Origin of the sequence: uncultured Pseudosulfitobacter sp., assembly GCF_963976325.1 — a bacterium.
Taxonomy (GTDB): Bacteria; Pseudomonadota; Alphaproteobacteria; order Rhodobacterales; family Rhodobacteraceae; genus Pseudosulfitobacter.
In genome coordinates, this window is record NZ_CAXBJW010000001.1 from 668,595 (window position 1) to 692,142 (window position 23,548).

At 61.0% G+C, this 23,548-nt stretch carries 21 protein-coding genes, 1 tRNA gene and 1 other RNA gene; 16 read left to right on the forward strand and 7 right to left on the reverse strand.

Annotation, left to right across the window (positions count from 1 at the left end; all coding sequences use genetic code 11):
* Positions 1–24 precede the first annotated feature (24 nt).
* The 3 genes from ssrA to AAC077_RS03345 all read right to left on the reverse strand — a co-directional run bounded on the left by ssrA (position 25) and on the right by AAC077_RS03345 (position 1,520).
* Positions 25–374, reverse strand: a transfer-messenger RNA (tmRNA) gene (gene ssrA, locus AAC077_RS03335).
* Positions 375–452: 78 nt separating this feature from the next.
* Entirely contained in the window at positions 453–806 is a 354-nt protein-coding gene (locus tag AAC077_RS03340) for a DUF4345 family protein (RefSeq protein ID WP_339766515.1), read from the reverse strand.
* Positions 807–824: 18 nt separating this feature from the next.
* On the reverse strand, positions 825–1,520 hold the full coding sequence (locus tag AAC077_RS03345; RefSeq protein WP_339766516.1) for a hypothetical protein: 696 nt from the start codon (positions 1,518–1,520) through the stop codon (positions 825–827).
* Positions 1,521–1,779: 259 nt separating this feature from the next.
* Here AAC077_RS03345 and AAC077_RS03350 point away from each other — a divergent pair, with 259 nt between their 5' ends.
* The 16 genes from AAC077_RS03350 (at position 1,780) to AAC077_RS03425 (ending at position 19,592) form a co-directional block, all read left to right on the forward strand.
* Entirely contained in the window at positions 1,780–2,286 is a 507-nt protein-coding gene (locus AAC077_RS03350) for a DinB family protein (RefSeq protein WP_339766517.1), read from the forward strand.
* Positions 2,287–2,422: 136 nt separating this feature from the next.
* Entirely contained in the window at positions 2,423–3,406 is a 984-nt protein-coding gene (gene acuI / locus AAC077_RS03355; protein ID WP_339766518.1) for an acryloyl-CoA reductase, read from the forward strand.
* On the forward strand, positions 3,403–3,816 hold the full coding sequence (locus AAC077_RS03360) for an HIT family protein (RefSeq protein ID WP_339766519.1): 414 nt from the start codon (positions 3,403–3,405) through the stop codon (positions 3,814–3,816). The genes acuI and AAC077_RS03360 overlap by 4 nt, the downstream gene beginning before the upstream one ends.
* A 175-nt stretch (positions 3,817–3,991) precedes the next feature.
* Positions 3,992–5,632 (forward strand): BCCT family transporter, encoded by a 1,641-nt coding sequence (locus tag AAC077_RS03365; RefSeq protein WP_339766520.1) that lies wholly within the window; start codon positions 3,992–3,994, stop codon positions 5,630–5,632.
* Between the two features lie 147 nt (positions 5,633–5,779).
* Entirely contained in the window at positions 5,780–7,453 is a 1,674-nt protein-coding gene (locus AAC077_RS03370) for a BCCT family transporter (protein ID WP_339766521.1), read from the forward strand.
* Positions 7,454–7,546: 93 nt separating this feature from the next.
* Complete coding sequence (locus AAC077_RS03375; protein ID WP_339766522.1) at positions 7,547–8,749, forward strand: aminotransferase class V-fold PLP-dependent enzyme; 1,203 nt, start codon at positions 7,547–7,549, stop codon at positions 8,747–8,749.
* Positions 8,750–8,812: 63 nt separating this feature from the next.
* A complete protein-coding gene (locus tag AAC077_RS03380; RefSeq protein ID WP_339766523.1) occupies positions 8,813–10,234 on the forward strand; it encodes a deoxyribodipyrimidine photo-lyase in 1,422 nt (473 codons plus the stop codon).
* A gap of 77 nt (positions 10,235–10,311) precedes the next feature.
* A complete protein-coding gene (locus AAC077_RS03385; protein ID WP_339766524.1) occupies positions 10,312–11,520 on the forward strand; it encodes a cyclopropane-fatty-acyl-phospholipid synthase family protein in 1,209 nt (402 codons plus the stop codon).
* Positions 11,521–11,572: 52 nt separating this feature from the next.
* Complete coding sequence (locus AAC077_RS03390; RefSeq protein WP_339766525.1) at positions 11,573–12,013, forward strand: TrgA family protein; 441 nt, start codon at positions 11,573–11,575, stop codon at positions 12,011–12,013.
* 4 nt (positions 12,014–12,017) lie between these two features.
* Complete coding sequence (locus AAC077_RS03395; protein ID WP_339766526.1) at positions 12,018–13,124, forward strand: NUDIX domain-containing protein; 1,107 nt, start codon at positions 12,018–12,020, stop codon at positions 13,122–13,124.
* Positions 13,125–13,180: 56 nt separating this feature from the next.
* Complete coding sequence (locus AAC077_RS03400) at positions 13,181–14,215, forward strand: cysteine synthase A (RefSeq protein ID WP_339766527.1); 1,035 nt, start codon at positions 13,181–13,183, stop codon at positions 14,213–14,215.
* Between the two features lie 2 nt (positions 14,216–14,217).
* A complete protein-coding gene (locus AAC077_RS03405; RefSeq protein WP_339766528.1) occupies positions 14,218–16,692 on the forward strand; it encodes a DUF3772 domain-containing protein in 2,475 nt (824 codons plus the stop codon).
* On the forward strand, positions 16,692–17,411 hold the full coding sequence (locus tag AAC077_RS03410; RefSeq protein ID WP_339766529.1) for an alanyl-tRNA editing protein: 720 nt from the start codon (positions 16,692–16,694) through the stop codon (positions 17,409–17,411). The genes AAC077_RS03405 and AAC077_RS03410 overlap by 1 nt, the downstream gene beginning before the upstream one ends.
* A gap of 58 nt (positions 17,412–17,469) precedes the next feature.
* A tRNA-Ser gene (locus tag AAC077_RS03415) sits at positions 17,470–17,559 on the forward strand.
* A 251-nt stretch (positions 17,560–17,810) separates the two neighbouring features.
* Positions 17,811–18,170 (forward strand): DUF4260 domain-containing protein, encoded by a 360-nt coding sequence (locus AAC077_RS03420; RefSeq protein ID WP_339766530.1) that lies wholly within the window; start codon positions 17,811–17,813, stop codon positions 18,168–18,170.
* 51 nt (positions 18,171–18,221) lie between these two features.
* Positions 18,222–19,592, forward strand: a complete 1,371-nt coding sequence (locus AAC077_RS03425) for an MATE family efflux transporter (protein WP_339767933.1) — start codon at positions 18,222–18,224, stop codon at positions 19,590–19,592.
* A 418-nt stretch (positions 19,593–20,010) separates the two neighbouring features.
* Here AAC077_RS03425 and AAC077_RS03430 read toward each other — a convergent pair whose 3' ends face one another.
* From AAC077_RS03430 to AAC077_RS03445, 4 genes are all read right to left on the reverse strand, one after another.
* A complete protein-coding gene (locus AAC077_RS03430; protein WP_339766531.1) occupies positions 20,011–20,412 on the reverse strand; it encodes a hypothetical protein in 402 nt (133 codons plus the stop codon).
* Between the two features lie 135 nt (positions 20,413–20,547).
* Positions 20,548–21,438, reverse strand: a complete 891-nt coding sequence (locus tag AAC077_RS03435; protein ID WP_339767934.1) for a cation diffusion facilitator family transporter — start codon at positions 21,436–21,438, stop codon at positions 20,548–20,550.
* 190 nt (positions 21,439–21,628) lie between these two features.
* Positions 21,629–22,843, reverse strand: a complete 1,215-nt coding sequence (locus AAC077_RS03440; protein ID WP_339766532.1) for an NADP-dependent isocitrate dehydrogenase — start codon at positions 22,841–22,843, stop codon at positions 21,629–21,631.
* Positions 22,844–23,111: 268 nt separating this feature from the next.
* Positions 23,112–23,531: a hypothetical protein gene (locus tag AAC077_RS03445; RefSeq protein WP_339766533.1), complete on the reverse strand. Its 420-nt coding sequence runs from the start codon at positions 23,529–23,531 to the stop codon at positions 23,112–23,114.
* Positions 23,532–23,548: the final 17 nt, after the last annotated feature.

A 23,548-nucleotide genomic window follows, 5' to 3' on the forward strand; every position in this document is an offset into this window, starting at 1 on the left:
GTTGCAGATATATAGGGGGAGGTAAGTGCAGGCTTCTGTTGCCAGGTGCCTGCGAACCCCGCCTTACACTGCTAGGCGCAAGGACTTAAGTTTCGATGTTGGTTACAGCTTACGCTGCAACTGCCATCGGAGCACGATTGTCATTTGCAATTGTACAGTTTTCGCCGATAACGGTGGCAGACAGCCGAGACAAAGCATAACCCCTTTAGACGTTCGTCGATCCTATTTCGTCCCCATGATCCCCAAATGAAGGATGTTTGGTGGAGACGCCGGGTACCGCCCCCGGGTCCGATCCGCTTATTACGAGCGCGTTTATGTCCATAGTCCCGAAGGACACCTTGAATATAGGACGACAGGTTGTGTCTTGCAAGGGGGATGGCAGGAAATCAGCGGGTGATGTGACGCATTAGAATGGCGCCTCAGAGTTTTGTTTTCACACGTAAATAGCAAGATCAACCAAGGTTGGCAGCAATCAGCCACAGCGCCAGCGCTGCTTCGATCCCGCCAAAGACCAGCAGTTTCTTCATGGGTGGTTTGTCCAGAAACAACGACACAACCCGACCCGCAGCAGCCCCCGCATAGGCAAAGCCGACCATCGCATAGGCCAGCGGCGCACCAAGCCAGATCGCGGCCAACCCCAACACGACGAACAACCCACCGACCGAGGCGCGCATCTCGCTCAGGCCCATGGTGCTGCTGGTGGGGGCCAGATCCAGCGTGTCTGCGGTATAGCGTGGAGCGATAAACCCGAACAGGCCAAAGGCCACTGTGGCCAATGCTGCAATCACGTTGAGAATGTCGATCATAAAGAAGCCCCGTTTCGCTTACACCTTACGGTCATCGGCATAGAGGTGCAGGTCCAGATCCAGACCGAACCGCTGGAACACGCCAATGATCGCTCCGTAACAAATTAGTCCGCCACCGAGCAATTCCAGCCCCTCCTGAACAATTGATTTGATACGGGGGTCGTAGGCCGCTCCCATAACCGGCTCCCACAGCGCGCTGGTGCCGAACAGACGGCTGAACACCACCAGCAGCAAAAAGCCGCAATACATAAAGGTGCCGGACCGAGTCTGGAAGTGCTGCAAGAAAGGCACGGCAAGTGTGCCCCTGAACCGTAGGATCAAAGACAGACCGGTCAGACCCAGCGCAAGCGCGGGCCATTTCCAAAAGCCGTGCCAAATCTGGTCGAGGAAGTGGTCATTCTCGCGGATCACGATCAGCCCGCACATCGTGGCGACACAGATCAGATAAGCGCGCGCCTGCGGGTTGCGGATGGCCCCCAGGACAAAGATCAGCCCAGTGCACAGGGTCAGGATCACGTGCAGGGTTTCGGTCAAGGAGTCCTCAGAGATCGTGTCGCTGAGCACCAGAACGTCCAGGCGAACAACCACCACCACAAGCACGAGCAGCGCCATCAGGCCGAAAAACTCGATCGCCGCCGCGAAAAGCTGCGTGCCGATGCGCGATGTGACAATTGCATCGGCGTCGTGAAGGGCGAAGGGGGCGGTCTTTTGCATGTGTGGCGTCCGCAGAACAAAAAGTTATGTAACAGTTTCGTAACGCGCGCCCGTCGTAATGGTTTCAAGTCATTGTGAAAAAGGGCGGCACGGCAGCCTATGCGTTGTTTTGGGACGAGGATGGGACGTGGGGTCACATACCGCGGTTTCAGTCGTAGCGGCCAATTCCCTTTGTCACGCACTGGTATGTCTGGCAGTTTCACGTCAGTCTGATTCAGGGTGGCCGGCTGATCCGCCGTCCGAACAAGGGGCAGGGCACGTGATCGACAAAAACTATGTGACGATGATGGCGCGATATAATGCGTGGCAGAACACCCAGCTAACCGGAATCGTGACCAAAATGGACCGCGACGCGCTTGAGCTGGATCGCGGTGCGTTCTTTGGCTCGATCCTGGGCACGTTGAACCATCTGCTGTGGGGCGACCGGATGTGGTTGAGCCGCTTTGGCGCCAATGTCGATGCGCCGGCACGCGGCGACACCACCAAACACACACCGACCATCGCCGCGTGGAGCGCCGAGCGGTTCCAGGTGGATGGCCGCATGAAGATCTGGGCCGCAGGCCTGCGCAATCTTGATCTGGCCGGTGAGCTGTCGTGGTATTCGGGCGGTCACGACGCGATGTTGACGCGGCCCTTGGGCTTGTGCGTCGCACATTTCTTCAACCACCAGACCCACCATCGCGGGCAGGTGCACGCCATGCTGACCGCTGCGGGGCAGGCGGCCCCGGTCAGTGATCTGGTGTTCATGGACGACGATGGGATGTGACCAACGGAAAGCGGAACGCAGGACCATAAGCCTGCGTTTGCGCTGAGAGTGCGGGACCGAGGGGCCAGCCCCTCGTGCTCCCCGGGATATTTTTGAACCAGAGAAGGCAAAGGGCCTTCGGGAAGGACAGAGCGGTATGTTTGACGCATTGGTTGTGAACAAGGACGAGGATGGCAAGACATCGGCTGCGGTAACGCAGTTGGGTCTGGATGATCTGCCTACAGGCGACGTGGTCGTTGCGGTCGAATATTCGACAGTGAACTACAAGGACGGGCTGTGCATCGGGCCGGGCGGCGGTCTGGTGCGGAATTATCCGCATGTGCCGGGCATCGACTTTGCCGGGACTGTCGAAAGCTCGGACGACGTCCGTTACAAACCTGGCGACAAGGTCGTGCTGACCGGTTGGCGCGTGGGCGAGGCGCATTGGGGCGGCTACGCACAAAAGGCACGGGTTCGGGCCGATTGGCTGGTGCCGCTGCCCGAAGGGCTGGACACCCGTCAGGCCATGGCCGTGGGCACCGCAGGGTTTACCGCGATGCTGGCGGTGATGGCGCTGGAAGACCACGGCATCAAGAAAGGGCCGGTTCTGGTCACCGGTGCGGCCGGCGGCGTGGGGTCGGTCGCGACGGCCATTCTGGCCAACCTTGGCCATCAGGTCGCCGGTGTCACGGGGCGTCCCGAAACAGCCGATTACCTGACATCGCTGGGCGCCACGCAGATCGTGGCACGCGAAGAGATCAACGAAACCGTCAAACGCCCGCTGGAAGGCGAGACATGGGGCGGGTGCGTCGATGCCGTGGGCGGCGCGATGTTGGCGCGTGTGCTGGGCCAGATGGAATACGGGGCCAGCGTGGCTGCGGTTGGCCTGGCCGGTGGCGCGGGGTTGCCCGCGACGGTCATCCCGTTCCTGCTGCGCGGCGTGAACCTGTTGGGGATTGATTCCGTGATGCAGCCCTATGACAACCGCGTGCGGGCCTGGAAACGCATTGCATCGGACCTGCCGATGGACAAGCTGGAGGCGATGGTTCAGCCCGCGACCCTGTCGGACCTGCCCAAGCTGGGGGCCGATATTCTGAACGGTCAGGTCAAGGGCCGCGTCGTGGTGGATGTGAACGCATGAGCTACGACGATCAGAACATCTTTGCCAAGATCCTGCGCGGCGAGATTCCGAATGTGACGGTTTACGAGGATGACGAAACCTTGTGCTTCATGGACATCATGCCGCGTGCCGACGGCCACTGTCTGGTGATTCCCAAGACACCCTGCCGCAACATGCTGGACGCCAGCCCTGCGCAACTGGCGGCTTGCATGAACACGGTGAACAAGGTGGCGAACGCGGCGATGACCGCGTTCGATGCCGACGGCATCACCTTGCAGCAGTTCAACGAGGCGGCGGGCGGGCAAGAGGTGTTTCACCTGCATTTCCACATCCTGCCACGGCACGAGGGTGTGGCCACGCGTCCACCGGGGAACATGGGGGATATGGATGCGATCAAATCCCATGCCGAGGCGATAAAAGCGGCCTTGTGAATCACCTCTGACCCGTCAACCCATCCCCGCAAGTCTTGTGTCAACCGCCACTTTTTTAGGCGAATGGTTGCCACTTTGGGGATGGGGCCTATGCTTGTGACTGCGACCTTAACGCAGAAACGGGCGCTGTACGGCTTTGACCTGCGCGACCCGTCACACTTGAAAGGGACAGTTCATGTCAGATACCGATACCCACGGTATACCCTCACCGGATGGTACGGCCGATCTCATCGAGACCGATTACGAGATCGGCCAGGACAATATCGAAACCAATATCGGACCATTCGGTCTGGATATTCACAATCCCGTTTTCGTGATCTCCGGGGCAGCGATTGTGGTGTTCGTGCTATATACGCTGCTGTTGCCGGAACAGGCGGCATCGCTCTTTCAGGGGATGTTTGATTTCACCACCACCAACTTTGACTGGTTCCTGATCGGCGCGGCCGACATCGTGGTGATCTTTGCGCTGCTTCTGATCGTCACCCCCTTCGGTTCGGTCCGGCTGGGTGGGGACGAGGCGACGCCGGATTACACCTATACCGGCTGGTTCGCGATGCTGTTCGCCGCCGGCATGGGCATCGGGTTGATGTTCTACGGCGTGTCCGAACCGCTGACCCACTTTTCAACCGCCTTTGGTGGCACAGCGATGGAAGAAGGCCTGCGCACCGACTGGGCGCCGCTGGGTGCCGCCACGGGTGACGAGCCGGGTTCGGTCCGGCTGGGCATGGCCGCCACGATCTATCACTGGGCACTGCACCCTTGGGCGATCTACGCTACGGTGGCGCTGGCGCTGGCCTTGTTCACTTATAACAAGGGTCTGCCGCTGACGATCCGGTCGGCATTCTATCCGATCCTGGGCGATCGTGTCTGGGGCTGGCCGGGCCACGTGATCGACATCATCGCGGTGTTTGCGACACTGTTCGGTCTGGCCACATCGCTGGGCTTTGGCGCGACACAAGCCAACGCAGGTTTGAACGAGCTGTTTGGCGTGCCGATCGGCGACACCACCGAAGTCATCCTGATCTCGCTGATCACAGCCGTGGCGCTGGTGTCGGTCTTGCGCGGCCTTGATGGCGGCGTAAAGATCCTGAGCGAGGTCAACATGGGGCTGGCCGGTTTGCTGGCGCTGTTCACGTTGATCATCGGGCCGACCACGTTCCTGATCACCTTCTTCTGGGACAGCCTGAAGGCCTATGTCGAATATCTGCCCGCGCTTTCGAACCCCTTTGGCCGTGAAGACGTGAACTATTCCCAAGGCTGGACAGCCTTCTACTGGGCGTGGTGGATCAGCTGGTCACCCTTCGTCGGCATGTTCATTGCCCGCGTCAGCCGCGGCCGTACGGTGCGCGAATTCATCGTTTGCGTGCTGCTGATCCCGTCGATGGTCTGCGTGCTGTGGATGTCGATTTTCGGCGGTACCGCGATTCATCAGGTGCTGACCGATGGCTATACCGGTGCGCAGGATGCCGATCTGCCGTTGCAGTTGTTCAAGATGCTTGACCAGTTGCCGCTGGCCTCGATCACATCGTTCATCGGTATCGTGCTGGTCGTGGTGTTTTTTGTCACCTCGTCTGACTCGGGCAGTCTGGTGATCGACACGATCACCGCAGGCGGCAAGGTTGACGCGCCGGTGCCACAGCGGGTGTTCTGGTGCATCTTCGAGGGTGCCGTGGCGATTGCGTTGTTGCTGGGCGGTGGCCTGGCGGCGTTACAATCCATGGTGATCTCGACAGGGTTGCTGTTTACCGTGGTGCTGCTGGTGATGTGCTGGTGCATCTTCCGCGGCTTGCAAAGTGAACGCGCAAACATGCGCTGAAACCGTAAATTAACGGACACATCAAAACGGCAGGCCCAGCGCCTGCCGTTTTTCGTTTTGCGGGCGTCGGTATTGACCCCTTGATTTGTCAGTGCGCCTCGTAGCGTTTCCGAATTCAAAAAACAAACAACAACAGGGACAGATACAATGGCACTTAAACCACCTCTTATGAAGCTGCCGATCAAGACGGCCGCCAGCGGGTTCTACCGCGGGTTCAGTATGGACGTGACCATCACCGCCAAGATCATCATCGGTTTGCTGGTGATCTGGGCCGTGGCATTCCCCGATCAGGCCGGCGCCGTGCTGGCGGGGCTGAACGGGTTCATTCTGACCAACTTTGCCACGTGGTACGTGGCGGTGATGGCCGCCTTTGTGCTGGTCTGTATCCTGCTGGCAGTCTGGCCGACAGCCGGGAGACTGAAGATGGGCTTGCCGGGCGACGTGCCCGAGTTTGATAACTTTTCGTGGTTCTCGATGATGTTCGGGGCCGGCATCGGGGTTGGTATGCTGACCTGGGCCGTGGCCGAACCGATTTATCACTTTGGCAACAACCCCGATGTCATTCAGGGCTTTGCCAGTGCAAAAGGCGAGGACAACATCCTGAACGCCTACAAATGGTCATATCTGCACTGGGGGTTCACCGCTTGGTCGTCCTATGCGATCTGTGGGTTGTCGCTGGGCTATTTCGCCTATCGTCGGGGCCTGCCGCTGACCATTCGTTCGGCGCTGGCGCCGTTGTTTGGCAAATCGCTTTCGGGGCCATTGGGCCATATGATCGACATCGTGGCGGTTGTGGCCACCATTCTGGGTGTGGCGCAAACGCTGGGCTTTGGTGTGAACCAGTTTGTCGACGGCATGAGCCGCATCGGCGTGGGCGCATGGCTGACCAATGCCGAAGGCGCGCCCAGCTCTTTGGGCATTATCTTTGCCATCACCATCATCATGGGCGCATCCACACTGTCGGCGCTTTCGGGTGTGGGCAAGGGGATCAAATGGCTGTCCAATCTGAACATGGGTCTGTCGATTTTCCTGCTGGCGTTCTTCCTGATCTTCGGCTCGACATGGTTTGGCCTGTGGGCGCTGTTTGTCGGCATGTGGGACTATGTCATCGCGCTGCCAAGCATGATGTTCACCGTCTATGGTGGCGAAAATCCGGTCGATCGGGATCTGGCCGGCTGGCAAGGGTCGTGGACCGTGTTCTACTGGGCATGGTGGGTGGCTTTTGCGCCCTTCGTGGGCCTGTTTCTGGCGCGCATCAGCCGCGGCCGCACCATCCGTGAATTCGTGTTGGGTGCAGTGATCGTGCCCGCGATCATGTGTTTCGTCTGGTTCGCATGGGCCGGCGGCACAGCCATCGACCTGGAACTGACAGGCGCGGCCGGCGGCAAGATCTTTGAAGCCACAGACGGTGGCAAGATCTTTGCCATGACCGACATCCTGCTGGGGTCCGGCGTGGTGGGTTGGCTGATGGCGGTGATCATCGTGGTTCTGCTGATGACCTATCTTGTGACATCCGCCGACTCGGCTGTGCTGATCGTGAACACGATCAACGCGGCAGGAGACGAGGGGCCCAAAGCGCGGCCACATATCATCTTCTGGGGCTTCGCATTGGGGGCTGTGGTGGCGGCCTTGCTGCTGATCGGTGGCATCGGAGCGATTCAGACCGCAATGGTGATCGGCGCGCTGCCGTTCAGTGTGGTGATGGTGTTGATGGCGGTGGCGCTGATCAAGGCGATCTACCTGGACGGCAAACGCGAGGCGGCGGGCATATCCACAACCGCCCCGTCCGAACCTGATCCGACCGTGACGCCGGCCGAATGATCGCACCAAAATAACAACAATCAGGGGCCGTTCCGACAGGGGCGGCCCTTTTGGCATATTGACCTTTTGCCTTCGCAAAACCACCCTGTGCGGATGAACATTGATACCGACTGGGTCCGCGCCCAATTCCCCGCTTTCTCGCAGCCGTCCCTTCAGGGGCAGGCCTTTTTTGAAAACGCCGGCGGCAGCTATACCTGCCAGCCCGTGATCGACCGGCTGACGCGCTTTTACACCGAACGCAAGATGCAGCCCTATGGCACATCTCAGGCCAGTCGGTTGGGTGGCGAAGAGATGGACGAGGCACGCAGCCGCATGGCCGCCATCCTTGGCGTGGACACCGACGAGCTGAGCTTTGGGCCGTCAACCACGCAGAACACCTATGTTCTGGCACAGGCCTTTGGTCAGATGCTGAAACCGGGCGAGGCGATTGTCGTGACCAATCAGGACCACGAGGCCAACAGCGGCCCGTGGCGTCGTCTGGCCGAGCGTGGCATCGAGGTGCGTGAATGGCAGATCAACCCGGACACCGGCAAGCTTGAGATCGAAAAGCTTGAGGCATTGCTGGACGAAAGTGTCCGGCTGGTGTGTTTTCCGCACTGTTCCAACGTGGTGGGCGAGATCAATCCCGTGGTGGAAATCACCGCCGTGGCCCATGCTGCCGGCGCATTTGTTTGCGTCGATGGCGTGTCCTATGCGCCGCACGGCTTTGCCGACGTGGGCCATATGGGGCCGGATATTTACCTGTTCTCGGCCTATAAAACCTATGGCCCGCATCAGGGGCTGATGGTGATCCGCCGTGCCTTGGGCGAACTGCTGCCCAATCAGGGGCATTATTTCAACGGCGACACGCTGTACAAACGGTTTACCCCCGCAGGGCCGGATCACGCCCAGGTCGCCGCCTGTGCGGGCATGGCCGACTATGTCGACGCCTTTGCGGCGCATCACAACACCGACGCGCGCGGCGTGCATGACGTGATGCGCGAACAGGAGACACACCTGCTGCAACACATGCTGGACGCCCTGCGCGGGCGCAACGACCTGCGCATTCTGGGGCCGACAGAGGCCGCCAATCGCGCCCCCACCGTGGCACTGGACCTGGGGCGGGCGGCGAAACCCGTGGCACAGGCGCTGGCAGACCACGGCATCATGACCGCAGGCGACGATTTCTATGCGGTGCGCGCGCTGGAAGCGATGGGGATTGATCCCGCCCAAGGTGTGCTGCGGCTGTCGTTCACCCACTACACCACGCGCGCCGAAATAGATCAGGCGCTGACCGCGCTGGATGCGGTGTTGTAAACGCTTGACCCCGACCGGAACGGGCTAGTTTGCGCTAGAACTGCGAACGGGGGACATCTGCACGTGACCGACACCAAGCCCACAATTCTATGGTATCGCCGCGACCTGCGGCTGAGCGATCATGCCGCCCTGACAGCGGCCTGCGCACGCGGCGGGCCGGTGATTGCGGTGTTCATCCACGATGACCTGAGCGAAAGCTTGGGGGCCGCGCCGAAGTGGCGGCTGGGGCTGGGTGTGGGCGAACTGGCCAAGACGCTGGCCGACAAAGGCAGCCGCCTGATCTTGCGACGCGGCAAGGCGTTGACAGTCCTGCGCGATCTGGTGGCCGAAACCGGGGCGGGGGCGGTTTACTGGTCGCGGCTGTACGATCCCGACAGCATCGCCCGCGACACAGCCGTGAAAGAGGCGCTGAAGGCGGACGGGATTGAGGCAAAGTCCTTCGGCGGGCACCTGATGTTCGAGCCGTGGACCGTCGAGACCGGCACCGGCGCCTTCTACAAGGTCTACACACCGTTCTGGAACAACGTAAAATCCCGCGATGTCGAGGCACCGCTGCCGACGCCGTCCAGTATCCCCGCGCCGGACACATGGCCCCGTAGCGACGACCTGAACGACTGGCAGATGGGGGCGGCGATGAACCGTGGGGCCGACGTGGTGCGCCCGTTCGTACGGCTGGGCGAGGCGGCCGCACAAGCCCGTCTGGGGCATTTCATGGCGCATATCGTGCAGGATTACAAAGCGTCGCGCGATATTCCGGGGGCCGACGGCACCTCGAACCTCAGCGAGAATCTGTCGCTGGGCGAGATCACCCCGCACCAATGCTGGCACGCAGGCCAGCGCGCGCGGCACGAGGGCAAGCAGGGCGCCGAGACGTTCCTGAAAGAGGTGGTCTGGCGCGAGTTTGCCTATCACCTGATGCACCACACGCCGCGCATCCTGACCGACAACTGGCGCGAGGACTGGGACGCGTTCCCGTGGCAGGACGACGCCCGCGCGTCCGAAGTCTGGGCCTGGAAGAAGGGGCGCACCGGCATTCCCTTTGTCGATGCGGCCATGCGCGAGCTTTATGTCACGGGGCGGATGCACAACCGGGGCCGGATGATCGTGGCCAGCTACCTGACCAAACACCTGATGACCCACTGGCGCATCGGGCTGGATTGGTTCAACGACTGCCTGATCGACTGGGATCCGGCCAGCAACGCGATGGGTTGGCAGTGGTCCGCAGGGTCGGGGCCGGACGCCACGCCGTATTTCCGCGTGTTCAATCCGGTCACACAATTGGACAAATTCGACAAAAACCGCGAATATGCCAGTCGCTGGATCGCCGAAGGCCGCGCCAACCCGCATTCCGATGCGCTGGCTTTCTTCGACGCACAGCCCCGTCACTGGGGGCTGTCGCCCGATGATGCCTATCCCGATCCGGTGGTGCCGGTCGATCAGGGCCGCCACCGCGCATTGGAAGCCTATGAAAATCGGGACTTTTGAAACTAAAACGCTAATCTTAACGTATAATGAACAACGCGCCAAAAAGGCGCGGTAAGAACACCAGCTTGGACACGCATATGATCCTGACCACAACCGACGGCCAAACCGATCTTCCCCGTTATTTCGCGCGCGTTTTCGCCATGACCAAAGGCATGAACAACGGTCGCGTCGATTTTGTCCTGCCCGACGGGCGGACCTTTCGGGCCGAAGGGGCAAACCCCGGACCCGTGGCAGAACTGCGCATTCACAACAACGACCTGTTCGCCCGCCTGATCCGCGAGGGCGATCTGGGCTTTTGCGATGCCTATCTGGACGAATGGTGGTCAACGCCCGATTTGCAGGCGTTCATGGATCTGGTGCACGCCGACAATGACAGCATCTATGACGGCTTTCCGGGCATGGGACTGGTGCGCATGGCGGAACAGTTCCGGTTCTGGCTGCAACGCAACAACAAGAAACAGGCACGCAAAAACATCAGCTATCACTATGATCTTGGCAACGAATTCTACGGTCTGTGGCTGGATGACACGATGACCTATTCCTCGGCCCTGTTCGAGACAGGACAGGAAAGCCACGAGGCCGCGCAAATCGCCAAATACGCCAGCATGATCGACCAGATGGGGGCCCAAGCAGGCGATCACATCCTGGAAATCGGCTGTGGCTGGGGCGGCTTTGCCGAATACGCGGCCAAAGAACGCGGCATTCGGGTCACAGGCCTGACCATCAGCGAAGAACAGATCAAGTATGCCCGGGAGCGCATTGAAAAGGCTGGGCTTTCCGATATGGTTGACTTTAAGCTGCAAGACTACCGTGACGAAAAAGGCACCTATGACGGCATCGCCAGCATCGAGATGTTCGAGGCCGTGGGTGAACAATACTGGCCTGCCTATTTCAACACCGTGCGCGACCGGCTGAAACCGGGCAAGAACGCCACCTTGCAGATCATCACCGTGCAGGACCGCCGTTGGGAGGTTTACAAGCGCGGGGTGGATTTCATTCAGAAATACATCTTTCCGGGCGGCATGCTGCCCAGCCCCAAGGCGCTGCGTGCACAGGTGGTCAAGGCGGGGCTCAGCATCGAGCGGTCGATCGAATTTGGCCCCAGCTATTCCATCAGCCTGCGCCGCTGGCACGACACGTTCAACGAACGCTGGGACCAGATCGCCGCCATGGGCTTTGACGACCGGTTCCGGCGGATGTGGAATTTTTACCTGACCTCTTGTGCTGCCACCTTTGAAAGTGCCAACTGCGACGTGACACAGATCACGATCAAACGGCCCGTCTGAACGCGGGCCGGCAGTTTATCCGCTCAACTGCGGACCAAATCGGGGGACATTCATGCCCGACGCAGCACGGCTGGTTGCAGCCATATGTCTGGCCATCCTGGCCTTTATCGTTTCCGGGCAGATTGTGCCCCTGATGCCGGAAAGCACGGATTTTGGCTATTTCCTGTACGTGAACATCGTCCTTGGCGCGCTGGTTGGCTGGGTCGTGATGGGGTCACGCGCGGGGCGTGGTGTTACCTCGGCGATCAACAACGGGCTGACCGGCGTGATGGTGTTCGTGCTGTGGGGGCTGCTTATCCAGGCCACCAACGAAATGGTCCGCCTGGCGATGCGCAACCGCTATGATGGCCCGCTCGAGGCGGTGGTGGACGTGTTCAAGATCGGTGCTGAATACGGGTTGATCCTGTTGGTGCCGGTGGTGATCGGCACGCTGATTGTGGGTGCGGTCCTGTCGGGTCTGGCGACCGAAGTTGCATGGCGTAAGTGGCGTTGATTACATGACAAATCTGTTTTTCTACGGCACATTGCGGCACATGCCGCTGCTTGAGGTTGTTCTGGGCACGCCAGCGTCAGATCTGGACTTTGCCGACGCCATCTTGCCCGATCACGCGATCATCGGGGCCGAAGGTGGGCTTTATCCGGTGATACTGCCCCAAGGCGGAGGTCAGGCAAACGGCGTGCTGGTGCGCGGGCTGACCGATGCACAGATCGACCGGTTGACGTTTTACGAAGGCGGCTTTGACTTTGATCTGCGGCCCATGGTTCTGGCAGACGGGCAGGGCGCGCTGGTCTATTTTGCCGATCCGGCACTGGCCACCGACGGGCCGTGGTCGCTGGCCGATTGGCAGGCCGCCTGGGGCGCGCTGTCGGTGACGGCTGCGCGCGAGGTGATGGGATATTACGGCAAGCGCGACGCGACTGAGGTTGCGCGTATGTTCCCGATGATCCGCGCACGGGCCACGGCCCAGATTAACGCGGCGCAGTCGAAACACGGGGCGATGACCACCCACGGCACCGTCGATATTCAAAGCCGCGACCGCGTCTATGCCAAGTTCTTTGCACTGGACGAGATCGTCTTGCGCCACGAACGGTTCTCGGGTGGCATGTCCGACCCGTTGTTGCGCGCTGTGTTTATCGCCACCGATGCGGCCATTGTGCTGCCCTATGATCCCGTGCGCGACCGCGTGATGCTGGTGGAACAGATCCGCATGGGGCCGCTGGCGCGTGGCGACCGCAGTGTCTGGCAACTGGAACCTATCGCCGGGCGCATCGACGCAGGCGAAACGGCAGAGCAGGCCGCATACCGCGAAGCCCGCGAAGAGGCCGACCTTACCCTGACCGAACTTCTGCCGGTGGCCGAGGCCTATGCCTCGCCCGGCAATGCAACCGAGTTTCACTATATCTACGTGGGCCTTGCCGATCTGCCCGACAGCGCCACAGGCGTGTCCGGCAAAGAGGATGAAAACGAGGATATCCGCAGCCACATGCTGTCGTTCGATGCGCTGATGCAGATGGTCGACGATATGCAGGCCGCCAATACCCCGCTGCTGGTGGCCGCCCTGTGGCTTGCACGCCATCGTGACCGTCTGCGCAAGTCCGCTTGAGGTCGCAGCCCCGTGGGGTTACATCAAATGAAAGACACCGCACGAGGAACGCCGCCATGCGCATTGCAAACGATCTGGCCGAGGCCATTGGGAACACACCGCTGATCAAGCTGCGGCAGGCCAGTGAGGAAACCGGCTGCACCATTCTGGGCAAGGCCGAGTTCATGAACCCCGGTCAATCGGTCAAGGACCGCGCGGCGCTGTTCATCATCCGCGACGCCATCGCGCGCGGCGCGTTGCGCCCGGGTGGCACCATTGTCGAAGGCACCGCGGGCAACACCGGCATCGGGCTGGCGCTTGTGGGCGCGTCGATGGGCTTTCGCACCGTCATCGTGATCCCCGAAACGCAGAGTCAGGAGAAAAAGGACATGCTGCGTCTGGCGGGGGCGGAGCTGATCCAGGTGCCGGCCGCACCCTATCGCAATCCGAACAATTTTGTGCGCTATTCGGGCCGTTTGGCCGAAGAACTTGCCAAAACCGAACCGAATGGTGTGATCTGGGCCAACCAGTTCGACAACACCGCCAACCGTCAGGCGCACGTGGAAACCACCGGTCCCGAGATCTGGGAACAGACCGGCGGCAAGGTCGACGGCTTTGTTGCCGCTGTCGGTTCGGGCGGCACGCTGGCGGGCGTTGCGGAATATCTTCAGCCCAAGGGCGTCAAGATCGGTCTGGCCGATCCCGATGGTGCTGCGCTGTTCAATTTCTACGATCATGGCGATCTGAGCGTGACCGACGGCTCGTCGATCAACGAAGGTATCGGGCAGGTGCGCATCACCAAGAACCTTGAAGGGTTCACACCCGATTTTGCATGGAACATCCACGACGACGAGGCGCTGCCGGTTGTCTTTGACCTGCTCGAACACGAGGGGCTGTGCCTGGGCGGCTCGTCCGGTATCAACGTCGCAGGCGCAATCCGGTTGGCGCGCGAGATGGGGCCGGGACACACCATTGTGACGATCCTGTGCGACTACGGCACACGTTATCAATCGAAACTGTTCAACCCAGACTTCCTGCGTGAAAAAGGGCTGCCGGTGGCCGACTGGATGACAGAAGCGCCATCCAGCATCCCCGGCGTGTTCGAGGACTGAGCGTGCGCTGGCTTTCCGGTCTTCTGACAGCGCTGTTTCTGGCGCTGGCCACTGTGACATTGGTCGCCACGCCCGTTTGGGCGCAGCAAACCGCCGCAAATGCACCGGATTATTCGCAATGGGAAGTCATTGCCTCGCGCGCTGAAAAGGCTGTGGATGCGGCCAAGGCGTCGGATTCTGCGCTGACCGCCCTGCGCACCCAGATCGCTGACTGGCGCAGCCAGTTTCAGGACCAGCTTTCGGGCAACGACAGCCGCATCGCCACGCTGCGGGATCAGTTGACTGCCTTGGGCGACCCGCCGGCCGAAGACCAACCTGCCGAGGCCCCCGAGATCGCTCAGCGGCGCGCAGAGTTGAACGAACAACTGACCCGTTTGACCACGCCACGACGTTCGGCAGAAGAGGCCCTGAGTCGTGCCAACGGCATCATTTCGCAAATTGACGCGATTTTGCGCACCCGCCAGGCGGACAAGCTGCTGAACCGTGGCCCCGCACCGGTAAATCCGGCGCTGTGGGGCGGTGCGCTGTCCGATCTGGGGCAATCCCTGCGCGCGGTCTGGAGCGGAACCTATCAAGCCTGGGCAACCCCCACACGCCGCGACGAGGCGAAGGACAACCTGCCGCTGGTCCTGGTGCTGGTGGCGCTGTCGGCCGTTCTGCTGGCCAGGTCCCGAACCTGGAGCGAACAACTGGCGGTGTACCTTGTGCGCCGCAACACCAAAACACGCAGCGATTTTGCCGGTTTTGTGGTGTCGCTGGGGCAGATCATCTTTCCGCTGCTTGGCGTCTATGCACTGATCCGTGCGCTGGGGGCGACACAGCTTTACGGTCCACGTGGCGAGTTGATCCTGAACGTGCTGCCCGCGATGGGCATTTGCTTTTTCGTGTCGCGCTGGATCGGCAGCCGGATGTTCCCCGCCGCCGAAGCGGTAAACAGCCCGCTGGGCCTGAGCGAAGCGCGCCGCACCGAAGGGCGCTATTATTCGATGCTGCTGGGGCTGGCGTTGGCCGCGAACCTGCTGGTCATGAACCTGTCAAGCTTCGACCGCTTTTCAGCCGCGACCAACAACGTCCTGTCCTTTCCGGTCATTGTTTTCGCCAGTCTGCTGGTCTTTCGCATGGGGCAATTGCTGCGGCGTCATGATGCGACGCAGGATGACAGTTCGCTGACCGAGGAAAATGCCTATCGCAACCGTCTGGTTTCGCTGCTGGGGCAGGTGGCCAAGCTGGTCGCCATGGCGGCACCGGTTCTGGGCGCTATGGGCTATATCACCGCATCAGAAAGCCTGTTGTTCCCCGCGATCCTGTCCTTGGCCCTGTTTGCCACCATCGCATTGCTGCAAGATGCGGTGAACGACGGCTATGTGTTCTTTTCAAAGTCACCGCCCGGCACTGTCGGATTGATGCCCACGCTTATCGGATTTTTGCTGCTGATCGCCTCGGCGCCGCTGTTTGCGCTGATCTGGGGCGCGCGGGTGACCGATCTGACCGAGCTGTGGGCGCGCGCGCGGGCCGGTATTTCCATCGGCGACACCACACTGTCGCCCGGATCGTTCGTCACGCTGGTCGTGGTGTTTTCGATCGGATTGTTCCTGACGCGTGCCTTGCAGGGGACACTGAAAACATCGTTGCTGCCGAAGACACAGATTGACCCCGGCGGGCAGGTGGCGATGGTTTCGGGTGTTGGCTATATCGGCATCTTTCTGGCCGCATTGGTCGCCATCACATCGGCAGGCATCGACCTGTCGTCGCTGGCGATTGTCGCCGGTGCGCTGTCTGTGGGGATTGGTTTCGGCCTGCAAACCATCGTCAGCAACTTTGTCTCGGGGATTATCCTGCTGATCGAACGGCCGATTTCCGAAGGCGACTGGATCGAGGTCGGTGGCCAGCACGGCTATGTCCGCGACATTTCGGTGCGCTCGACGCGGATCGAAACCTTTGACCGTACCGATGTGATCGTGCCCAACGCCGATCTGATCAGCGGTACAGTGACAAACTATACCCGTGGCAACACGGTGGGGCGGCTTATCCTGAAGGTCGGCGTGGCCTATGGCACCGACACGATGCGCATCGACGGCATCCTGCGCGAGATTGCCAGTGCGCATCCGATGGTGCTGGCCAACCCTGCGCCAAACGTCATCTTCATGGGCTTTGGTGCGGATTCACTGGATTTTGAAATTCGCGCCATCTTGCGTGATGTGAACTGGGTGTTGTCAGTGCGCAACGATATGAACCACCAGATTGCCGCGCGCTTTCAGGAAGAGGGTATCGAGATACCCTTTGCACAGCGCGACATCTGGCTGCGCAATCCCGAAGTGCTGCACGGCGCGCCGCCCGAGCCGAAACCGGTCAAGGTGGCCACTGCCAAGACGTCTGCCCCCAAAGGTCAGCCCGACGATCCCGTCGCCGAGGTGGACATAGACCCGGAAACGGGCACCCCAGAGACGGGCACCCCTGACACACCGGACCGCGCCTGATGACCCATATGCTGTTTCGTGACGACGCCTATCTGCGGGACGCAGGGGCACGTGTGATCGCCCACACCCCCGAGGGCGGCGTGGTGCTGGATGCGACCGTGTTCTACCCCACAGGGGGCGGCCAACCCGGTGACAGCGGGGTGCTGGAGTGGGACGGCATCCGAATGCCCATCGCCACCACGCTGAAGGCCCAGGGCGACCAGATCGCCCTTGTCCCGTCCGAGCCGCAGAGGCTGCCCGACATCGGCACCTATGTCACGCAATCCTTGGACTGGGACCGCAGGCACCGACACATGCGCGTGCACACGGCGCTGCATCTGTTGTCCGTGGTCGTACCCTTTGGCGTGACCGGCGGCGCGATCAGCGCCAACCACGGACGGCTGGATTTCAACATGCCCGAAGCCCCCGAAGACCGCGATGCCATCGAGACCACGCTGAACGCCTATGTTATGGAAGACGCGCAAATATCCGAAAGCTGGATGACCGCCGCCGAGCTGGACGAAAACCCCGGATTGGTCAAAACCATGGCCGTCAAACCGCCGCGCGGGGCAGGGCAGGTGCGTTTGGTACGTATTGGCGACGCAGATGCCCCCATCGACCTGCAACCTTGCGGCGGCACCCATGTGGCACGCACCGGCGAAATCGGCCAGTTGCGTCTGGGAAAGATCGAGAAAAAGGGCCGCATGAACCGCCGCGTCTACATTCACCTCGACAACTGACAAACAGTCCCGATTGCCTCTTGCAATGGCAGTCCGTCCCACGCTATGTCGCCCGAACGGAGCGGTGGCCGAGTGGTCGAAGGCGCACGCCTGGAAAGTGTGTAGGCGGGAGACCGTCTCCAGGGTTCGAATCCCTGTCGCTCCGCCAGACCACGATTTGTGGATCAAAAATACGAATTGAAAACGCGAAGATAGATTCTGGTTTTCAGCGGCTTCAGACCTGATCCCTTGTGCCGTCACAGATGATGTTGCTTTCATTCTGACTTTGCTGATTACCTTTGCGGTGAAAACGCTCAGACGACGAATCGCAACCTGGCTTTGTTCGGCTTCGGCCAGAGACGTCGATAGCGGCGCATTCCGTATTGCTTGACCGACACCAGCACCAAAGGAGTCCGCTTCATGACCCGCTCAATGTCCCGCACCTTACGTGCCGAAGGGGCTGCGATCTTTCTTGTGGCGCTCTGGGCGTACCATCTGACCGGCGCATCCTGGGCGCTGTTCGCCGCGCTGATCCTTGCCCCGGACCTGTTCATGCTGGGATACCTCGCAGGCCCGCGTATCGGCGCGATCTGCTACAATCTGATCCACAGCTACACACCGGTTCTGGCCCTTGGCGCGATCCTTTACGCGATGGACGTCCCGCTGGCACTGCCGCTGACCGCCATCCTGGTCGCCCACATCGGCATCGACCGTGCCCTGGGTTACGGGTTGAAACGCACCAGCGGCTTTAAGGACACCCACCTGAGCGTGTTTTCATAACGCCTCTTTTAAAGGCAGCGATCCGCGGCTAAGGGGATGCGTATGACTGCCATGACCCAACCCCAAATGCCGCGGATGACCTATCCCGGCCACGTCCGCGCCATGCTGGTGCTGGGCCTGCCGCTGATCGGCGGGCACATCGGCCAGATGGCCATCGGCGTGACCGACACCGTGATGCTGGGCTGGTACGGGGTCGAGGCGCTGGCCGCCGTGACGCTGGCATCGACGTATTTCTTTGTGCTGTTCCTGCTGGGCAGCGGCTTTGCCTGGGGCGTGATGCCCATGGTCGCCTCGTACGATGCCGAGGGCGACGAGGTATCGCTGCGCCGCGCCACCCGCATGGGCCTGTGGCTGTCGGTGGGCTTTGGCGCTGTGGTCGCACCCATGTTCATCTGGGCCGAGCCGGTGCTGCTGATGCTGGGCCAGACCGAACAGGTGGCCCGCGACGGCGCGCTGTACCTTGGTATCGCGGGCTGGGGCATGGTGCCCGCGCTGCTGGTCATGGTGATGAAATCCTATCTGGCGGCACTGGGCCGCGCGCAGATCGTGCTGTGGATCACCATCGCGGCGGCGGTGGTCAACGGGTTGGCCAACTATGCGCTGATCTTCGGCAACTGGGGCGCGCCCGAACTGGGCGTGCGCGGTGCGGCGATCGCGTCGATCGCGACACAGACCGTCAGCCTTGTAGGCGTGGTGATCTATGCCTTGCGGGTGCTGCCGCAACACCAGATTTTCGTGCGCCTGTGGCGGCCCGACTGGCAGATGATGGCGCGTGTGTTCCGGCTGGGCCTGCCCATCGGCGTCACCAGCCTGTCCGAGGCGGGTTTGTTCGCTGCATCCGCCGTGATGATGGGCTGGCTGGGCACCGTGCCGCTGGCCGCCCACGGCATTGCGGTGCAGATGGCGGGGCTGACGTTCATGGTGCACCTTGGCCTGTCCAACGTCGCCACCATACGCGCCGGCAACGCACTGGGCCGCCGCGATGCGCCGCATATGGCACGCGGCGCGCGCACCGCATTCGTTTTGTCGCTGTGCATGGCGCTGCTGACCACGGCGGTGTTCCTGCTGTGGCCCGAGGCGCTGATCTCGGTGTTCATCCAGCGCGACGAGCCTGCACGCGACCAGATCATGATGATCGGCGTCGGCCTGCTGGCGGTCGCCGCGCTGTTCCAGCTTGTCGACGGGGTGCAGGTGATCGCACTTGGCCTGCTGCGCGGGCTGCAAGACACGTCGATGCCGATGGTGCTGGCCGGGATCAGCTATTGGCTGGTGGGCTTGCCCACGGCCTATCTGTTCGGTTTTGTGCTGGACATGGGCGGGGTGGGCGTTTGGTTCGGCCTTGTGGTGGGCCTTGGCACTGCGGCGGTCACACTGGCCTGGCGGTTCTGGCGTGTGAGCTTTCCCAAGGTGGGGCGCGTCTGAACGTCAGATGCCGGGCAGAGCCGACATTTACCCAAAGCGCGACGCCACGCCCGAACGACAGGGTAGGTCTTGAGCGGTCATTCGTGAAAAATGCAGCGAGGGGCCGGAACGAGCCCTTTCCGCATGTACCCGCGCGGAACAAGGCCGCAGGCCGCCGCGCATCGACGGGCCGCCCGCCGGCACGGCGATTTGGCTGCTGTTGTGCAAGAACGATAGATAGGATGTGCTTGGCAACCATAAACTGCCAGTCACGCAGGTCGGATCGCCGCGCCACGGCCCGACGATGCGCGGCTTTGCACTCCATTTCAAAAGCCCGCTTCGTCCCGCTCACCGGACCTTGATCCATACCACGTCCAAGGTCCAGTTTGGGTCGGAAGAGCTTGGCATGGCACCCTAACGCCAACCAGAAAATTCGACGCTAACCCTGCATCAGCCGGTCGGCCTTCTTGCGCACCAGCACGCTGCGCAGGTCATGCATCGCCAGCAACAGCGCATCGGTGACATCATCCAGCTGTTCGTCGCTGGCCTTGGATTGCACCCACTGTGTCGTCAGGTTCAGATAGTCGACCGCACGGTGAATGTCGTCGATGTCGCGTGCCGCCAACAGCGCCTGCCGCGATGCCATCCACGATTTGATCTCGGCCATATCTTCGGGGCTCAGATCGCGGTCGCCGTGCGGCTTTACCTCGCCGTTGCGGATGTTGATGACCGCAATCTGGTCCATCTCGATCCGCCGCTGCCGGTTTTCGGTATCGATGCGAAACACCGCCGCCCCGTTTTCGCGTACCCTGAAATAATAGTCGGGCAACTCGCCTGCCATGCCGCGATCCTTGATGGTTCAATTGTTTTCCGTAGCCTGCCCATATCAGCACCGGCTTGATTGGCAAAGATGTTTCCCTGAATTGCAGGGCTTGGCAAGGGGGGCGTTGGAAAACCCTGCTAGCGCGGGGCTGGCTCAGTCCAGAACGATAATGCCGGTCTGTTTGGACTTGTGTTCGGGTTCGACGTGGATGGTGATATGCGTCACCTCCAGCTTTTCCTTCAGCGCGTTCTCGATCCGGTCGCAGATTTCATGCGCCTCGAACACCGTGGTGTCGCCGGGGACAACCAGATGAAAGTCGATGAAAATCGCAGCCCCCGCATGGCGCGTGCGCAGATCATGCGCTTCGGTCGCGCCGTCGGCCTGCGTTGCAATGATCTCGCGGATACTCGCAAGCGTGGCATCGGACACGGCCTCATCCATCAGCCCGCTAAGCGAATCCCGCACGATCTTCCAGCCCGACCACAGGATATTGACCGCGACCAGTGCCGCCAGCAGCGGATCAAGGATCCACCAGCCGGTGCCCACAGCCAGCAACACACCCGCCGCCACACCGACCGATGTCAGCACATCCGTCACCAGATGCTTGCCATCCGCGACCAGCGCCGGCGATTTTTGCGCACGCCCCCGTGAAATCAGCACCCATGCCCAGACCCCGTTGATCACGGTGGCCCCCATGTTGATCAGCAACCCTTCCAGCGGTGCATCCAGCGGGGCAGGGGCCATGAACCCGGCATAGGCCTCGTGCAGGATCAACAGGGCCGCGACAATGATCATCACCCCTTCCAGCACGGCGCTGAAGAATTCGGCCTTGTGATGCCCCCAGGGGTGATCCGCATCCGCCGGTTTCGCCGCCACGCGAATGGCAATCAGCGCGGCAAAGGCCGTGGCCACATTGACCGTGCTTTCCAGCGCATCTGACAGCAGGGCCACGGACCCCGTCAGCCAATAGGCCAGCGATTTCAGCGCCAGCACGGCGAATCCCACGAAGATACTGCCAATCGCAAGCTTGATCGTGGTCATGATGGCTGTCCCGTGCAGTGAGCCCCGTCAGATAGAGAGGTGGGCGCGAAATCGCAAGCATTTGCTTTTGCGAATGAAAATCATGTTCATTCGCAAAAATTCATTGTCCTACGCGATCTCTTTCGCGCACGCCGGCACCGCGCTTTGTGGGATTTGGCGGCTGCTTCGGATCAGGAATGCAGACCGCGCAAAATCACCCATTCAGCGCCGCGTTCAGGTTCTCGTCGACTTTCTCCAGGAACCCCATCGTCGTCAGCCATCCCTGATCCGGGCCGACCAGCAGCGCCAGATCCTTGGTCATGAAGCCGCTTTCGACCGTATCCACCACGACCTTTTCCAGCGTATTGGCAAACTCGGTCAGCGCCGCGTTGTCGTCCAGTTTGCCGCGATGTTTCAGCCCGCCCGTCCACGCATAGATCGACGCGATCGAGTTGGTCGAGGTCTGTTCGCCCTTCTGATGCTGGCGATAGTGGCGGGTGACAGTGCCGTGGGCCGCTTCCGCCTCGACGATCTTGCCGTCGGGGGTCATCAGCAGCGATGTCATCAACCCCAGCGAGCCAAAGCCCTGTGCCACGGTGTCGGACTGCACGTCGCCGTCATAGTTCTTGCAGGCCCAGACATAGCCGCCTGACCATTTCATCGCGGACGCCACCATATCGTCGATCAGACGGTGTTCGTACCAGATGTCGGCAGCTTTGAACTTGTCCGCGAATTCCGCGTCATAGACCTCTTGAAAGATGTCCTTGAAGCGCCCGTCATAGGCCTTGAGGATGGTGTTCTTGGTCGACAGGTACACCGGAAAGCTGCGTTGCAGACCATAGTTCAGCGACGCGCGGGCAAAGTCGTAGATTGATGCATCCAGGTTATACATGCCCATCGCCACACCGGCCGAGGGCGCATCGAACACTTCGCGTTCGATGGTTTCGCCGTCTTCGCCCACGAAGGTCATGGTCAGCTTGCCCGGCCCGGGAAAACGGAAGTCCGTGGCGCGGTACTGGTCACCATAGGCATGGCGGCCCACCACGATGGGCTGGGTCCAGCCCGGCACCAGACGCGGCACGTTCTTGCAGATGATCGGCTCGCGGAAGATCACACCGCCCAGAATGTTGCGGATGGTGCCGTTCGGCGAGCGGTACATGCGTTTTAGACCAAATTCCTCGACCCGCGCCTCGTCGGGCGTGATCGTGGCGCATTTGACGGCAACACCGACCTCTTTGGTCTTTTCGGCGGCGTCCACGGTGATCTGGTCGTCGGTCGCATCGCGGCTTTCGATGCCCAGATCGTAATACAGCAGATCAATGTCCAGATAGGGCAGGATCAGTTTCTGCTTGATAAAGTCCCAGATGATACGGGTCATTTCATCACCGTCCATCTCGACGATGGGGTTCTCAACCTTGATCTTGCTCATGCGCGTCACCTTTTCAAAGGACGTTTGGGGTTGGCATTGGTCTAGCGCACAAGCAGGCGTTCGGAAAGAGTGTATACAAAGGTATACCGTTTTGTCGCATCTGTTTTGATGGGCGTTCGGCGGATGCCCGCGCGCAATGCAACTATGCTGCCTGAGCAGGCACTTTACCCGCCCAAGAACAGAAAAACGCCGCCGTCATGGGGGTGACAGCGGCGTTCAACCTGCCTTACCGACGCGTGTGTGACGCGCAGTGAGGATAGCAAAGGGCTTACTTGGCCGTGATGACCTGCATCACCAGCTTGTCGTCAACCTTGATGGGGCCGTCTTCCTTGGCACCCAGCGTGTATTCGAACGCGCCGGTTTTCATGCCGCCGGTTTCGCCGTGAACCATCAGCATCAGCATGTCGCCGGGCTTGACCTCTTCGGTCAGGATCGCGGCAACGTCCATGTTGTCACCCTTGCGCAGCGGTGCATAGCCGACGACGGGGCCGGGTTTCATGTCGGCATCGGTGCGGTGCACCACCATCCAGCCGTTTTCGCCGGCGACGATTTTGTCAGCTGCGACAACGCCATTTTCAACGGATTGGTCGGATGCTTCGACAGAGGGAGCCATCGCGTGTGCAGCGGCAAAGACACCGGTGGCAGAGACGGAAAGGGCAAGTGCAATAAGTGCGGTTTTCATCTTCATAGTCCTCTTGTTGTGTG